The sequence below is a fragment of the Modestobacter sp. VKM Ac-2979 genome, from assembly GCF_026967995.1.
Lineage (GTDB): Bacteria > Actinomycetota > Actinomycetes > Mycobacteriales > Geodermatophilaceae > Modestobacter.
The window spans coordinates 602758-618005 of record NZ_JAPVBO010000001.1; the positions used below are offsets into that span (position 1 = coordinate 602758).

At 71.9% G+C, this 15248-nt stretch carries 16 protein-coding genes; 14 read left to right on the forward strand and 2 right to left on the reverse strand.

What is annotated here, in order from left to right:
• Window positions 1-2: 2 nt before the first annotated feature.
• Complete coding sequence (gene flgK, locus O2W15_RS02995) at window positions 3-1427, reverse strand: flagellar hook-associated protein FlgK (protein ID WP_269161670.1); 1425 nt, start codon at window positions 1425-1427, stop codon at window positions 3-5.
• Window positions 1424-1912, reverse strand: a complete 489-nt coding sequence (locus tag O2W15_RS03000) for a flagellar protein FlgN (RefSeq protein ID WP_269161669.1) — start codon at window positions 1910-1912, stop codon at window positions 1424-1426. Before O2W15_RS03000 ends, flgK begins: the two co-directional genes overlap by 4 nt.
• Before the next feature lie 185 nt (window positions 1913-2097).
• Between O2W15_RS03000 and O2W15_RS03005 the strand changes: the two genes are divergently transcribed.
• From O2W15_RS03005 to O2W15_RS03070, 14 genes are all read left to right on the forward strand, one after another.
• Complete coding sequence (locus O2W15_RS03005) at window positions 2098-3021, forward strand: sigma-70 family RNA polymerase sigma factor (RefSeq protein WP_269178321.1); 924 nt, start codon at window positions 2098-2100, stop codon at window positions 3019-3021.
• Window positions 3022-3155: 134 nt separating this feature from the next.
• Window positions 3156-3977 carry a flagellin N-terminal helical domain-containing protein gene (locus tag O2W15_RS03010; RefSeq protein WP_269178322.1) on the forward strand — a complete coding sequence of 274 codons (822 nt, stop codon included), beginning with the start codon at window positions 3156-3158 and terminating at the stop codon, window positions 3975-3977.
• Window positions 3978-4106: 129 nt separating this feature from the next.
• Window positions 4107-5276 (forward strand): flagellin N-terminal helical domain-containing protein, encoded by a 1170-nt coding sequence (locus O2W15_RS03015; protein ID WP_269178323.1) that lies wholly within the window; start codon window positions 4107-4109, stop codon window positions 5274-5276.
• Window positions 5277-5500: 224 nt separating this feature from the next.
• Complete coding sequence (locus tag O2W15_RS03020; RefSeq protein WP_269161665.1) at window positions 5501-6670, forward strand: flagellin N-terminal helical domain-containing protein; 1170 nt, start codon at window positions 5501-5503, stop codon at window positions 6668-6670.
• A gap of 109 nt (window positions 6671-6779) precedes the next feature.
• Window positions 6780-8138, forward strand: coding sequence for a flagellar filament capping protein FliD (gene fliD, locus O2W15_RS03025; RefSeq protein WP_269161664.1), 1359 nt, complete (start codon window positions 6780-6782; stop codon window positions 8136-8138).
• A gap of 41 nt (window positions 8139-8179) precedes the next feature.
• Complete coding sequence (gene fliS / locus O2W15_RS03030; protein WP_269161663.1) at window positions 8180-8566, forward strand: flagellar export chaperone FliS; 387 nt, start codon at window positions 8180-8182, stop codon at window positions 8564-8566.
• A complete protein-coding gene (locus O2W15_RS03035) occupies window positions 8563-8940 on the forward strand; it encodes a hypothetical protein (protein ID WP_269161662.1) in 378 nt (125 codons plus the stop codon). Before fliS ends, O2W15_RS03035 begins: the two co-directional genes overlap by 4 nt.
• 280 nt (window positions 8941-9220) lie before the next feature.
• Window positions 9221-9550, forward strand: coding sequence for a flagellar basal body rod protein FlgB (locus tag O2W15_RS03040; protein WP_269161661.1), 330 nt, complete (start codon window positions 9221-9223; stop codon window positions 9548-9550).
• Window positions 9550-9954: a flagellar basal body rod protein FlgC gene (locus O2W15_RS03045; protein ID WP_269161660.1), complete on the forward strand. Its 405-nt coding sequence runs from the start codon at window positions 9550-9552 to the stop codon at window positions 9952-9954. Before O2W15_RS03040 ends, O2W15_RS03045 begins: the two co-directional genes overlap by 1 nt.
• A 2-nt stretch (window positions 9955-9956) precedes the next feature.
• A complete protein-coding gene (locus tag O2W15_RS03050) occupies window positions 9957-10283 on the forward strand; it encodes a flagellar hook-basal body complex protein FliE (RefSeq protein WP_269161659.1) in 327 nt (108 codons plus the stop codon).
• Window positions 10283-11836 (forward strand): flagellar basal-body MS-ring/collar protein FliF, encoded by a 1554-nt coding sequence (fliF, locus tag O2W15_RS03055; RefSeq protein ID WP_269178324.1) that lies wholly within the window; start codon window positions 10283-10285, stop codon window positions 11834-11836. Before O2W15_RS03050 ends, fliF begins: the two co-directional genes overlap by 1 nt.
• Window positions 11837-11984: 148 nt before the next feature.
• Complete coding sequence (gene fliG, locus O2W15_RS03060) at window positions 11985-13061, forward strand: flagellar motor switch protein FliG (RefSeq protein WP_269161657.1); 1077 nt, start codon at window positions 11985-11987, stop codon at window positions 13059-13061.
• Window positions 13045-13914 carry a FliH/SctL family protein gene (locus O2W15_RS03065; protein ID WP_269178325.1) on the forward strand — a complete coding sequence of 290 codons (870 nt, stop codon included), beginning with the start codon at window positions 13045-13047 and terminating at the stop codon, window positions 13912-13914. Before fliG ends, O2W15_RS03065 begins: the two co-directional genes overlap by 17 nt.
• Entirely contained in the window at window positions 13911-15239 is a 1329-nt protein-coding gene (locus tag O2W15_RS03070; RefSeq protein ID WP_269178326.1) for a FliI/YscN family ATPase, read from the forward strand. Before O2W15_RS03065 ends, O2W15_RS03070 begins: the two co-directional genes overlap by 4 nt.
• Window positions 15240-15248 lie beyond the last annotated feature (9 nt).

Genomic DNA, 15248 nt, shown 5'->3' on the forward strand with positions numbered 1-15248 from the left:
GGTCACAGCCCCACTCGGCCGGTGCGGTTGATCAGCACGTCGAGCGTCTCGTCGATGGTGGTGATCATCCGCGCGGCGGCGGAGTAGGCGTGCTGGAACCGCAGCATGTTCGTCATCTCCTCGTCGAGGTTGACCCCCGAGACGGACTCGCGGGACGCGTCCACCTGCGCGGCGACCACCGTCTGGGTCTGCAGGTTGCTCGTGGCCACCGACGCCTCGACCCCGAGGTCGACGATCAGCTGCCGGTAGGCGACGGCCACGCCGGTGTCCGACTTGGCCATGGCGGCGAGCTTCGCGGCGTTGCCGGCGTCGGCCGACGCGTTCCCGGCGATCGGGGCGTACGACGCGGCGGCGAGCTTCGCCGGGTCGGTGATCAGCAGGGTGATGTTGGCTGCGGTGATCGGCTCGGCCGGCACGGTGCCCGACCCGAACATCGGTCCACCCGGGGCGCCGTTCTTGTCGTAGGCCAGCGGCGGGCCGGCGTGCACGGCGTTGACCTGGTCGGCCAGCCGCTGCGCCACGCCGTCCAGCTGCTGCTGGTACTTCGGGATCGTCTGGCTCAGCGCCGTCAGCGCACCGCCCGCCTTGCCGCCGAGGGCGAGCCGGGTGCCGCCCGGGTCGGTGACGAACGAGGGGTCCGTCGCCGTGGCCTCGGCCGGGACCGCGGTGCCCACGGCCCTGATCCCGATCGCGTCGGTGCCGGAGACCAGCGTCGCGCCGGCGACGGAGACGTTCACCTGCCCGTCGTCCCCGGGGCTGGAGGTGGCACCGATCGAGGTGGCCAGGTCCATCACCAGGGCGTCACGCTTGTCGGCCAGCTCGTTGACCGGCAGGCCCGCCTGGGTCGCGCGCTTGATCGCCCGGTTCAGGTCGGCGATCGACTGGGTCTTGGCGTTCACGTCCTGCGCCAGCGTGTCCAGGCTGTCCCGGGTCTGGGTCCACTGCTTGTCCAGGTTGCTGCTCGTGGTGTGCAGCTCCGCGACGAGCGTGGCGGTCTTCTGCAGCACGGCCGTCCGGGCGCCGTCCTCGGTCGGGTGGTTGGCCACGTCGCCCCACGCGGTGAAGACGGCGGTGAGCTTGGCCTGGATGCCGGTCTCGCCGGGTTCGCGGAACGCCTGCTCGATCTGGGCGAGGGTGGCGTCCTGGGCGGTCATCCGGGCGGTCGAGGCGGACTCGATCTGGGCCCGGCCCTCGAGGAAGGCGTCCCGGATGCGGATCACCTTGTCGGCGTCGACACCCTGGCCGACCCGGTTGCTGATCGCGTACATCGCCGGGACGGCGTTGCCGCCGATCGACTGCAGCTCTGCCCGCTGCCGCGAGTACCCCGCGGTGTTGACGTTGGCGATGTTCTGCCCGGTGACGTCCAGCCCGCGCTGCTGCGCCCACAGGGCCGTCGTCGCCGTGTTCAGGCCACTGAAGGAGCTCACAGCGCACCGTCCAGCGTGACCGAGCGGTAGGCGTTGCCGGCAGCCCGGCCGGTCTGGGTGTACGTGCCGGCTGCGGTGGGCGGCTGGCTGGTGGCCAGCGCGTCGTTGATGACGGCCAGGCCGCTCTCGATGAGCTCCTTGTTGGCGTCGGAGAGCCCGCGCAGCTCGGCCACCATGAGCAGGAGCGCCTCGTGGTGCTTGGCGTAGAGGTCGTCCCACGGGGCGGGGGCCGAGTCGGCGAGCTGGCGCAGCGACGGGTTGACCTCCAGGCCCAGTCGGCCGGCGATCTGCTCGGTGGCCGCTGCCCGCTCGATCTCGAGGGTCCGCAACTGCTCCAGGACCACCTCGATCTCGTGGGCGATCCGGGCCAGCCATCGGCTCTTGCCGGTGACGATCAGGTACTGCTTCTCCTCCGCCTTGAAGAGCAGGAGGTCCAGCAGTTCCTGCTCTCGCCAGAGCAACGTCGACAGGTGCTGGTGGTCCATGCCGGCCGCCTTTCCGTCGTCGTGTGCGGCCCGTCGTGCAGGCCGGCGCCCACCGGGACCGGCGGGCGCTGTCGATCTCCACTTCGGCACCCGGCCGGGCCCGGTCAAGCCGAGATGGCTCGAGGCCGGCGGGAAATGTGTCGATGGCGGTGCCACGCGGTGCACGGTCAGCCGAGAAGGGGGACGTGACCGCAGCCCGCCCCGCCGTGAGTGAGCGCCGCCCCGCCGACGTCGACGCGATGGTGACCACCCATCTGCCGCTGGCCCAGTTCGCGGTGAACGCGGTGGCCTCCCGCATCTCCCTGCCCAGCCACGTCAGCCGGGACGACCTGCTCTCCTGCGCCAGCGTCGCGCTGGTCGAGGTCGCCCGCCGCTTCGACCCGGCCGCCGGCGCCACCTTCGCCACCTATGCACTGCCGCGCCTGCAGGGCGCCGTCCTGGACGAGCTGCGCTCCGGCGACTGGGCCAGCCGCTCGGTCCGGGCCGCAGCGCGACGCACGGACGCGGCGACCGACGCCCTGACGATCAGCCTGGGCCGGCCGCCGACGAAGGAGGAGCTGGCCACCAGCCTGGGCGTCCAGCGCTCAGAGCTGGACTCGCTGCAGATCGACGTGCACCGCGCCGTGATGGTCAGCATGGACGCCGAGACCGGCACCGAGGGCGGGTCCCTGGACCTGCCCGACACCGGCGACTCCCCGGAGCGCGCACTGCTGCGCGGCGAGCGAGCCCGGCACCTGCACGAGGCGATCCGCGCCCTCCCCGACCGGCTCGACGAGGTGGTGGAGCGGAACTTCTTCGGCGACGAGTCGCTCACCGACATCGCCGACTCCCTCGGCGTCACCCTCTCCCGCGTCTCGCAGATGCGGGCCCGGGCACTCACCCTGCTGCACGCCGCGATGAGCGAGGTGTGGGACGGCACCGCCGTCGCCGCCGACGGTGGGGTGCGCGCCCGCAACCAGCAGCGCGCCTACGTCGAGCGGGTCGCCGCCCGGCAGACCGCCGGCCGGGCCACGCCGACCCCTCCCCCGTTCCCGGTGCCCCAGCCGCGCGGCCGGGCCCGGCACGACTGGGTGGTCCCCGAACGCGGCGCGGCCGCCCTGCCCGCCTGAGCCACCTGAGTCACATCCGCACCGCGGACCTCACCCGTTCGGGTTGAGACCCGACCCGCCGGACCGTAGAAGAGATCGATCCCGCCGCACGGCTGCGGCGGTTCCTTCTCGTTCCCGGTCCACGGAGGGCCCGCATGAGCCTGGTCGTCAACAGCAACATCGCCGGGCTGAACTCCGCCCGGACACTCGGCGTCGCCGACCGACAACTGACCACGTCGATCGAGCGGCTCTCCTCCGGCTCGCGGATCAACCGCGCCGCCGACGACGCCGCCAGCCTCGGGATCGCCGAGGGCCTGCGCACCCAGATCGGCGGGCTCAGGGTCGCGCTGCGCAACAGCCAGGACGGCATCTCGGTGCTGCAGACCGCCGAGGGCGCGCTCACCGAGGCCCACTCACTGCTGCACCGGATGCGGGACCTCGCCGTCCAGGCGGCGAACACCGGTGGCCTGGACGACGCCGCCCGGGCGAACGTGCAGACCGAGATGGGGCAGCTGCGGGCCGAGCTCGACCGGATCGCGGGGACGACGTCCTTCAACGGCCAGGAGCTCCTGGACGGCAGCTACCGCGGGGTCTTCCAGGTCGGCGCGGACGTGGGACACACGATCACCGTCGGCTTCGGGCCGGCGATGGACGCCGCCGGCCTGGGCGTCGCCGGCGTGGACGTCACCTCTCCCACCGGACCGTCCACGGCGCTGGCGGCGATCGACGCCGCGATCGGGCAGGTCTCCACGGCCCGCGCTGACCTGGGCGCCGTGCAGAACCGGTTCGAGCACAACATCGCCAAGGTCGGGGTGGCGCTGGACAACACCACGGCCTCGGAGAGCCGGATCCGGGACGCCGACATCGCCGCGGAGACGACCACGATGAGCCGGGCGTCGATCCTCACCCAGGCCGGCACGGCGATGGCGGCCCAGGCGAACCAGTCGCCGCGTGGGGTGCTGCAACTGCTGCGCTGAACGGGTGACCCACCCGTTCGGGGGACATCGCCGGGAGGCCCTCAAGGACCCGCCGGGCCACTCCGTTGACAGGGGTACGACGACCGCGGCACGGATGCCGCGGTCACCCCTTCCAAGGAGGAACCCCTCATGGGTCTGACCGTGAACAACAACATCGCGGCGCTGAACTCGTACCGCAACCTGTCGGTCACCGACAGCCAGATGAGCAAGTCGCTGGAGAAGCTCTCCTCCGGCTTCCGCATCAACCGCGCCGCCGACGACGCTGCCGGTCTGGCCATCTCCGAGGGCCTCCGCTCGCAGATCGGTGGCGTGAAGGTCGCCGTCCGCAACACCCAGGACGGCATCTCGGTCGTGCAGACCGCGGAAGGTGCGCTCACCGAGACGCACAAGATCCTGCAGCGGATGCGCGACCTGTCCGTCCAGGCCTCCAACGAGGGCTCGCTCAACGCCGACGCCAAGAAGAACATCCAGTCCGAGGTGGGCCAGCTCAAGAGCGAGCTGGACCGGATCGCGTCCACGACGAGCTTCAACGGCAAGAGCCTGCTGGACGGCAAGTACAACACCAGCTTCCAGGTCGGTGCCAACGCCGGGGAGACCATCGGCGTCAGCATCAGCACCAACATGGGTGCCCAGGGCCTGGGCGTCGACGGCGTGGACGTCTCGGCGCCTGCCACCGGCGGCACCGCCGGCTCCACCACGACCGCTGCTGCGGCCAGCACCGCCTCGGTGGCCACCCTCACGGCCACCGCTGCCCTCACCACCGCGGACTTCGACGCCCTCAACGGCTCGATCTCCTACAACGGCAAGAGCCTGGACCTGGCCTCGGTCAAGTACGACAGCACCGAGACCGCGGGCCAGTCCCTGGCCCGGCTGCAGTCCGCCGCCGACGCCACCTTCGGCACCGGCGCGGTGGACGTGGCCGACGGCGGCACCGGTGTCACCTTCACCGGCGTCGCCCCCGGCGCCACCCCGACCGCCCAGCAGCTGGCCGACGCGACGGTGTCCTTCACCGTCGCCTCGGGCGCCTCCGTGGCGATCGGCAAGATCGACGAGGCCATCAAGACGGTCTCCACCACCCGCGCCGACCTGGGTGCCATCCAGAACCGGTTCGAGCACACGGTCAACAACCTCAACGTCGCCGTCGAGAACCTGACCGCGTCGGAGAGCCGGATCCGCGACACGGACATGGCGTCGGAGATGACCAACTTCACCCGCGCCCAGATCCTGACCCAGGCCGGCACCGCGATGCTGGCCCAGGCCAACCAGGCACCCCAGGGCATCCTGCGCCTGCTGGGCTGACCCACCCGCAGCACCTGAGCAGCACCCGGTGAGGGGGGAGGCCCTGCCTCCCCCCTCACTGCTGCCCGGGCACTCGGCAGCACGACGGACCCGACCCGTGCCCTCCGGAAGTTCCTCCCGGTTTCAGGTCAAGACCGGCCCCGCACCCGCCGATCCTGGCACTGCAACACCCCGCAGCACGGATGCAGCGGATCTCCTGAAACCCACTTCCACGGAGGAACACCATGGGTCTGAGCGTCAACAACAACATCGCGGCGATGAACTCGTACCGCAACCTGTCGGTCACCGACAGTCAGATGAGCAAGTCGCTGGAGAAGCTCTCCTCCGGCTTCCGCATCAACCGCGCCGCCGACGACGCAGCGGGCCTGGCCATCTCCGAGGGCCTCCGCTCGCAGATCGGCGGCCTCAAGATGGCCGTCCGCAACACCCAGGACGGCATCTCGGTCGTGCAGACCGCTGAAGGTGCGCTCACCGAGACGCACAAGATCCTGCAGCGCATGCGCGACCTGTCCGTCCAGGCCTCCAACGAGGGCTCGCTGAACGGCGACGCCAAGAAGAACATCCAGTCCGAGATCGGCCAGCTCAAGTCCGAGCTGGACCGCATCGCGTCCACGACGAACTTCAACGGCAAGCAGCTGCTGGACGGCAAGTACAACACCACCTTCCAGGTGGGTGCCAACGCCGGGGAGACCATCGGCGTCAGCATCGGCACCGCCATGGGCGCCCAGGGTCTGGGCGTCGACGGTGTCGACGTGTCGGCGGCCAGCACCGGTGGCACCGCCGGCTCGACCACGACCGCCGCCGCTGCCAACCAGGCATCGGTGGCCACCCTCACGGCCACCGCTGCGCTGACCACCGCGGACTTCGACGCCCTCAACGGGTCGATCTCCTACGGCGGCAAGAGCCTGGACCTGGCCTCGGTCAAGTACGACGCCGCCGAGTCCGCGGCCCAGTCCCTGGCCCGGCTGCAGACCGCCGCCGACGCCACCTTCGGCACCGGCGCGGTGACCGTGGCCGACGGCGGCACCGGCGTCACCTTCACCGGCACCGACCCCGGCGCCACCCCGACCGCCCAGGACCTGGCCGACGCGACGGTGTCCTTCACCGTCGCCTCGGGCGCCTCCGAGGCGATCGGCAAGATCGACGAGGCCATCAAGTCGGTCTCCACCACTCGCGCCGACCTGGGTGCCATCCAGAACCGGTTCGAGCACACGGTCAACAACCTCAACGTCGCCGTCGAGAACCTGTCGGCGTCGGAGAGCCGGATCCGCGACACGGACATGGCTCAGGAGATGACCAACTTCACCCGCACGCAGATCCTGACCCAGGCCGGCACCGCGATGCTGGCCCAGGCCAACCAGGCGCCCCAGGGCATCCTGAAGCTGCTGGGCTGATCCACCCGCACCACCTGAACACCCGGTGAGGGGGGAGGCCCTCGGGCCTCCCCCCTCACTGGCGTTCCACCCCTGATCCCCGAACCACGGAGGTACCGGCATGGCGGGCATGAGCGTGAGCACGGGCCTCATCTCGGGCATCGACTACAAGACGATGATCAGCGAGCTGATGAAGGTGGAGGCGAACCCGCAGACGCTGCTCAGGCAGCAGCTGTCCGCCACCCAGTCCGACGCCGCCGCCTACCGCGCGGTCAACACCCGGTTCGACGCCCTGCGCACCGCCGCAGCCGCGCTCACCGACGCCACCGCCTGGACCTCGACCAAGGCGAGCAGCTCGGACCCCTCCGTGACCGCGACCGCCTCCACCGGCGCGGCCACCGGGTCGCTGAGCTTCACCGTCACGAGCCTGGCGGCGACCCACTCCGTCTACAGCACCGGCAGCTGGGCCACCGCCGACACCGCGTTGAACCCGACCGGCCCGACCACCCTGACCATCGCCGGGGTCGGCGTCACGCTGACCGCCGGCCAGACGGTCAACGACGCCGTCAAGGCCATCAACGCCTCCACCGCGGGCGTCACCGCCGTGGCCGTCGACACCGGCGCCGGCGTCCGGCTCCAGCTCACCTCCAAGACCTCGGGTGCGGCCGGGACCTTCACCGTGACCGGGGACGTCGCCGTCACGGCGCTCACCACCGGCGCCGACGCCAAGCTCCGGGTCGGGGACGCGACCGCGGGCTACGACGTGACCTCGTCGACGAACACCTTCACCGACGTGCTCCCCGGGAGCACGTTCACGGTCAGCAAGAAGGACGCCGCAGCCACCGTGACGGTGGCCAAGGACCCGGATGCGACGGCCACCAAGGTGCAGAGCCTCGTCGATGCGGCCAACTCCCTGCTCTCCGCGGTCTCCTCCTACACCGACGCGGAGAGCACCTCGGCGATCCTCAAGGGCGACAGCACGCTGCGCGGCCTGTCGACCCAGATCCTCAGCGTCGTCTCCAGCGCCGTCGGCGGGAAGTCGGCGTCGACGGTCGGCATCGAGCTGACCCGCGACGGCCAGCTCACCTTCGACAAGGCGGTCTTCACCAAGGCACTGAGCAGCGACCCGGCCGCGACGCAGGCGCTGCTCAGCGAGAAGAAGATCGTCAGCGCCGGCACCGACGGGATCAGCGGCAACGCCGACGACGTCACCTCCCCGGTCGGCTTCGCCGCACAGCTGGAGGTGCTGGCCAAGGGCGCCAGCGACAGCACCACCGGGTCGCTGGTGCTGCTCGCCAAGAGCGGGGACTCCCTCGCCAAGGACCTCGAGGACCGGATCGCCGCCTGGGACATCCGGCTCGAGATGCGCAAGACCACGCTGACCCGACAGTTCACCGCGATGGAGACCGCACTGAGCTCGATGCAGAACCAGGCGGCCTGGCTCAGTTCACAGATCGCCGGGCTGCCCTCCTGGTCCTCCTCCAAGTAGTCCCGACCCGCCGCCGCGTCTTCCCCTGGAGCCCCGAACCGATGAGCACCGCTTCCCTCCGCGCCCGCTACCTGGGTGACACGGTCACGACCGCTTCCCCGCAGCGACTGCTGGTGATGCTGTACGACCGACTCGCCCTGGACCTGGAGCGCGGCCACACCGCCCTGACCGCCGGCGACCGCGAGGCGGCGACCGAGCAGCTGCAGCACGCCCAGGACGTCGTCTTCGGTCTGCTGGAGAGCCTGCAGGTCGACGCCTGGGAGGGCGCTCCCCGGCTGGCCGCCCTCTACAACTGGCTGATCACCGAGCTCGGCTCCGCGATCGTGAAGGGCGACCTCCGCCGGGTCGCCGACTGCCGCAAGATCGTCGAGCCGTTGCGCGACGCGTGGCGGGAGGCCGCGGCCTCCCTCGCAGCGGCTCCCGCATGACCGGCGGCCCGGCCGCCGGGCGCAACCGGGTCGGGGACGTCCCCGCGCTGGTCGGCGAGGCCCGGAACTGGCCGGCGGTGCTCGACGCGCTCGAGGGCGACGTCTACCAGGCCGAGGAGACCCTCGCCCGCGGCCGGGCCGAGGAGATCGCGGCCTGGGGACGACGGTCGACCGACTGGATCCCGCCGAGCAACCTGGGCCCGCTGCCCGACGACCTCCGCGAGCGGGCCGCCCGGCTGCTGCAGCACCAACTGGCGGTCGCCGAGGCGCTGGTCGAGCGGATCACCCAGTCGCAGAAGCAGCGGGACGTCGCCGCCCGGATGTCCTACGCACCGACCCGGCCGGTCGCCTCCTTCATCGACCGGGTGCTCTAGCCCCGCAGCACCACCGCACTCCCCGTCCCCCGGGACCGAAGTCGCGACTTCGGCCCCGGGGGACGTTCGCGTTCTGTCACCTCGTGCGCTCGATCGAGTGCACATGGTCATCAACGCGGCGCTGACTGCCGATGACAGAACTGCACGGAATGCACCACCTCGCCACGGATCGGCGGCCCCTTCGCTCGCAGGCATCGCCTGTGCGCGCAACTCGCCGTACCCGGAGGTACCTCGTGCTCCGTCGCTCCCTGCTGGGCGTCCGGTGATCACCGACTCGACCATGACGGCGCTGCACGCATCCCTCACCGGGCTGCAGCAGCGCCAGCGGGTGACCGCCGACAACATCGCCAACATCCAGACGCCGGGCTTCCTCGCCGGCCGGGTCGACTTCGAGTCCACCCTGCAGGCCGAGATCGTCAACGGTCAGGTCCCGGCGGGCGGCCAGCGCACCGTCACCCGCTCGATGGACCCGACCCGGACCGACGGCAACAACGTCAACCTGGACACCGAGACGGTCATGGCGACCGAGACCGGGCTGCGCTACCAGCTGTCGATCAGCGCCCTGGACGGCAAGTACGCCCTGCTGCGCTCCGCCCTGCGGACCCAGTGATGGCGGTCTTCGACACGCTGCGCATCGGCGGCTCGTCGCTGTTCGTCCACCGCAAGTGGATGGACGCCGTCGCGGACAACATGGCCAACATCAACACGGTCAACGCCCCGGGCGAGGACGCCTTCCGGGAACGCATGATCGTCGCCGAGGCGGTCCAGTACGGCTCCGGCCAGGGCGGCGTGCGCGTCGCCGGCACCGAGCTCGGCAGCGCCGAGGGCCGGCTGGTCTACGAGCCGACCAACCCCCTGGCCGACGACGAGGGCTACGTCCGCTACCCGGACATCGACCTCGGCGACCAGATGACCCAGCTGCTCATGGCCCAGCGCGGCTACCAGGCCAACCTGGCCACCATCAGGAGCGCCACCGAGGCCTACCAGCAGGCCCTCCAGCTCGGGAAGGGCTGACCATGACCTCACCCATCGCCGGCATCTCCATCGGGATGCCCGGGATCACCGACGTCACCGGGGTCTCCGGTGCCGCCTCGGCCGCCGCACCCCGGTCGGTCTCCGGCGACGGTGGCTTCGCCGCCGTCCTCAGCGGCTCGATCGACTCGCTGAACGCCGTGCAGGGCAAGGCGGACGCCCTCGCGCTGCAGGCCGCCACCGGCGACCTGCAGGACGCGCACGACTACACGATCGCCAGCACCGAGGCCCGGCTGGCCACTGACACCGTGGTGACCCTGAAGAACTCCGCGGTCGCGGCGTTCACCGAGATCATGCGGATGCAGATCTGATGCCCGCCGCGCTCAACGGCCCGCTCGAGCGGGTCCGCACGCTGCTGGCCACGATCAGCGCCGGCCAGAAGATCGTCATCGGTCTGCTCCTGGCCGGGCTGCTGCTCGGCGGCTTCTTCTTCACCCGGTGGGTCACCGCGCCCACGCTGTCGCCGCTGTTCAGCAACCTGGCCTCCACCGACGCCTCGGCGATCGTGGAGGAGCTCAACGCCCAGGGCGTCGCCTACGAGCTCACCGACGGCGGCCAGACGATCATGGTGGCCAAGGACGCCGTCTACGACCTGCGTCTGGCGATGAGCGGCCAGGGCCTGCCGGCCGGCGACGAGACCGGCTACTCCCTGCTCGACGAGCAGGGCATCACCACCAGCGAGTTCCAGCAGCAGGTCTCCTACCAGCGTGCGCTGGAGGGGGAGCTCGCCACCACCCTCAAGGCGCTGGACGGCGTCCGGTCCGCAGTGGTGCACGTCGCGCTGCCCAAGGACGACGTCTTCGCCACCGAGGAGGGCAAGCCGACCGCCTCGGTCCTGCTGGACCTCGCCCCCGGCACCAGCCTCGCCGGCGAGCAGGTGCAGGCGGTCACCCACCTGGTCTCCTCCAGCATCGAGAAGATGGACCCGGCCGACGTCACGGTCGCCGACTCCACCGGCGCGGTCCTCTCCGCCGCCGGGGAGGGCGCCTCCTCCGCCGCCGGGGACGCCCAGTCGCAGATGGAGCAGGAGTTCGAGGGGCGGCTGGCGGCCAACGCCCAGCAGATCCTCGACCGGGTCGCTGGCCCGGGCAACGCCGTCGTCTCCGTCCGTGCTGACCTGGACTTCTCCAAGCGGGACACCACGATCGAGAGCTACGACTACAACGCCGACACCCCGGCGCTGTCGGAGAGCACCACCGTCGAGAGCTACACCGGCGCCGGCGCAGCCGTCGGCGGGGTGCTGGGCGCCGAGGACCTCGGGGTCAACGGCAACGGCGAGTCCGCGTACGACAAGGAGACCGCCACCCGGAACAACGCCGTGGACAAGACCGTGGAGACGGTCGCCGGGGCGCCCGGTGCCGTCGAGCGGCTGACCGTCTCCGTGGTGATGGACCAGGCCGCGGCCGGCGCGCTGAACCAGGCGCAGGTCCAGGACCTGATCGGCAACGCGGTCGGCCTCGACGTCGCCCGCGGTGACGCCATCACGGTCGCCGCGATGGCCTTCGACCAGACCGCCGCCGAGCAGGCTGCCGCCGACCTGGCGACCGCCCAGGAGGCGGAGAAGACCGCCCAGATGTGGTCGATGATCAAGACCGGTGGCATCGCCCTCGGCATCGCCCTGCTGGTGCTCATCGTGTGGCTGCGCTCGCGGCGCAACCGCGAGGAGTACGAGGAGTACGAGGACGACGAGGTCGACGAGCGCATCCAGGTCGAGAGCGTCCGGGACGCGGCCCTCGACGACCGGGCGGCGCTGATCGAGGCCCAGCAGCGTGAGCGCGTGCGGGGCGAGATCTCGGAGATGGTCAGCGACCGTCCCGACGAGGTCGCCACGATGCTGCGCGGCTGGTTCGCCGACGCCAAGTGAGCACACGGTCCGGGGCCTCCCCCGGCGGGGCCCGGACACTCCCGGGAGCCCTGCCGGGTGGGGCCCCGGACTGCCGATGCAGGGGGTGGACGCCGGTGGCGTCCAGGGACAAGAGGACTGCCGTGAGCATCGCGAAGGGAGCTGAGCAGTGAGCATCGCCAGCGTCGAACAGCTCGTCGGGGTACCGGCGACGACGTCGCCCGCCCAGCTCGCCAAGCCCCGCAAGGAGCTGCCGGGGCTGCGCAAGGCCGCGGTGTTCCTGGCCCAGCTGACCAAGGAGGAGGCCGGGGCCGTGCTCGCCCAGATGCGCCCCTCCGAGGTCGAGAAGCTGACCGGCGAGCTCATGGGCCTGCAGCGGGTCAGTGGCACCGACGTCGACGACGTGCTCGGGGAGTTCCACACCCTCATGCAGGCCCGCCGCTTCGTCGGCACCGGCGGCATCGAGTTCGCCCGCGAGGTGCTCGCCGCCGGGCTGGGCGAGGAGAAGGCCGACGGCATCCTCTCCCGGCTCAACGTCGTCTACACCGAGCTGCCCTTCGCCTCGCTGCGCAACAGCGACGTCCGGCAGCTGGTCACCTTCCTCAAGGACGAGCACCCGCAGGTGGTCGCCCTGGTGCTGGCGCACCTGCCCGCACCGCAGTCGGCCGAGGTGCTCTCGGGCTTCCCGCCGGACCAGCAGGCCGACGTCGCCTACCGCATCGCGCTGATGGACCGCACCGCCCCGGAGATGGTCCGGATGGTCGAGGAGGAGCTCGGCCGCCGGATGGGGTCGCTGCTGGCCTACCAGGACATGGCCACGGTCGGTGGCGTGGAGACGCTGGTGGAGATCATCAACCGCTCCTCGCGGCCCACCGAGCGCTCGATCCTGGAGTGGCTGGAGAACAGCGACCCGGAGCTGGCCGAGCGGATCCGCTCGCAGATGTTCGTCTTTGAAGACATCGTCACCATCGACGACCGGTCGCTGCAGCTGGTGCTGCGCGACGTCGAGGCCAACGACCTGGCCACCGCGCTCAAGGGCGTCAAGCAGGACGTCCGGGACAAGGTGGTCCGCAACCTCTCCGAGCGTGCCGGGGAGAACCTGCTCGAGGAGATCGAGCTGCTCGGCCCGGTCCGCACCCGGACGGTCGAGGAGGCCCAGGCCAAGATCGTGGCGGTCATCCGCACCCTCGAGGAGCAGGGCGCACTGACCATCTCGCGGGGCGGTGAGGATGACTTCGTCGCCTGACGGCAGCGGACGGGAGACGTTGCTGCTGCGCGGGGCGCCGGCGGCCGGCGCCGTCCCCTACCAGCGCGTGCCCCAGGGTGCGCCGGTGTGGGGACGGCCGTCGGCGGTGCGCCCCGCCGCGCAGGACGCCGTTGCACCAGCCCCGGCTGCACCGGTCCCCCCACCTCGGGCGCCCCGGGCGCCCTCCGTCGTCCCCCCCGCCGCTTCGGTCGACCCCGGGACGGCGCACCCGACGGCGGCGCACAGCGACCAGGCCGCCACCACCCGGGTCGGGCTCCGGCTGGGCGAGGTCTACGCCGAGCAGCTGGCCCGACTGCGGGCGGAGGCCCGCCGGGAGGGCTGGGCGGCCGGCCACGCCGAGGGCGTGCTCGCCGCCGAGCAGGTCGTCCGCGCGGCCGAGCAGGCCGCCGAGGAGCGGCTCGCCGAGGTGCAGGCCCGCTGGGAGCGTCGGCTGGCCTCGGCCACCGCGGCCATGGGCGCCGCCGTCGAGCGCCTGGACGGCACCGCCGCCCCGGTGGTCGACGAGCTGCGGGACAGCATCCTGGACGCCGTCGTCATCCTGGTCGGCGACCTGTTCGGCCGAGAACTGGCCGTGGCCGCCGAGCCCGGCCTGGACGCGTTGCGCCGGGCCATGACCCTGTGCCCCGACGACGTGCCGGTCGTCGTCCGGCTGCACCCCGACGACCTCGCCGAGGTCCCGGCCGAGGCGCTGGCCCAGCTGCCCGCGTCGGTCACCGTCCGCGGTGACGACGCCGTCGAGCGGGCCGGCGCGGTGGCCGAGGCCGGCACCCAGCGGGTCGACGCCCAGCTGAGTGCGGCGCTGGACCGCGTCCGCGAGGTGCTCCGCTCGTGAGGACCGCCGTCGACGCCCTGGACAGCAACGACTTGATCGACCGGGCGCGCGCTGCCGCCCGTCCCCAGCTGACCGGCATCGTCACCGGCGCGATGGGGCTCACCCTCAGCGTCGAGGGCGTCTCGGCCGCCGTCGGCGACCTGGTCGAGGTCCGCACCGGCCCCCAGCCGCTGCTGGCCGAGGTGGTCGCCGTGCAGCGGGACCGGCTCACCTGCATGCCGCTGGGCGACCTCTCCGGTGTCCGCTCCGGCGCCCGGGTGCGGGCCACCGGCATGCCCCTGCAGGTTCCGGTGGGCGAGGCACTGCTCGGCCGGGTGCTCGACGGGCTCGGCCGGCCGATGGACGGCGGCCCGCCACTGGGCAACGCAATCCGGTACGTCGACCTCACCAGCCAGACGCCCAACGCGCTGACCCGGGCGCGGGTGAGCCGGCAGCTCGCCACCGGCGTCCGGGCACTGGACACCCTCGTCCCGGTCGGCCGCGGCCAGCGGCTGGGCATCTTCGCCGGGTCCGGCGTCGGCAAGTCGACGCTGATGAGCCAGATCACCCGGGGCACCGACGCCGACGTACGCGTGATCGGGCTGATCGGTGAGCGCGGCCGCGAGGTCCGGGAGTTCCTCGAGGAGGACCTCGGCCCGGAGGGGATGGCGAACACCGTCGTCGTCGTCGCCACCTCCGACGAGCCACCGCTGGTGCGGTTGAAGGCGGCGTTCGTCGCCACCCGGATCGCCGAGGGCTTCCGCGACCAGGGCCGCGACGTGCTGCTGATGATGGACTCGATCACCCGCACGGCGATGGCGCAGCGGGAGGTCGGGCTCTCCGCCGGCGAGCCACCGGCCACCCGCGGGTACCCGCCGAGCGTCTTCGCGATGATGCCGAAGCTGCTGGAGAAGGCGGGCACGTCCACCACCGGCTCGATCACCGGCCTCTACACCGTGCTGGTGGAGGGTGACGACCACAACGAGCCGATCGCCGACACCGCCCGGTCGATCCTCGACGGGCACGTCGTGCTCACCCGCAAGCTCGCCACCGCCGGGCACTTCCCGGCCATCGACGTGCTGGAGTCGATCTCCCGGGTCGCCACCACGATCGTCCCGTCGCCGCAGATGACCGACGCCCGGGAGGTCCGCCGGATGATGGCGGCGCTGCGCGACGTGCGGGAGCTGATCGAGATCGGCGCCTACCAGAGCGGTTCCGACCCGCTCGTCGACCGGGCCCGCCGGCTGGTGCCGCAGATCGACGCCTTCCTGCGGCAGGCCGTGGACGACCCGACCTCGGCCCCCGAGGCGTTCGCCCGACTGCACGCGATCGCCACCACGGCGTGAGCGACCCGC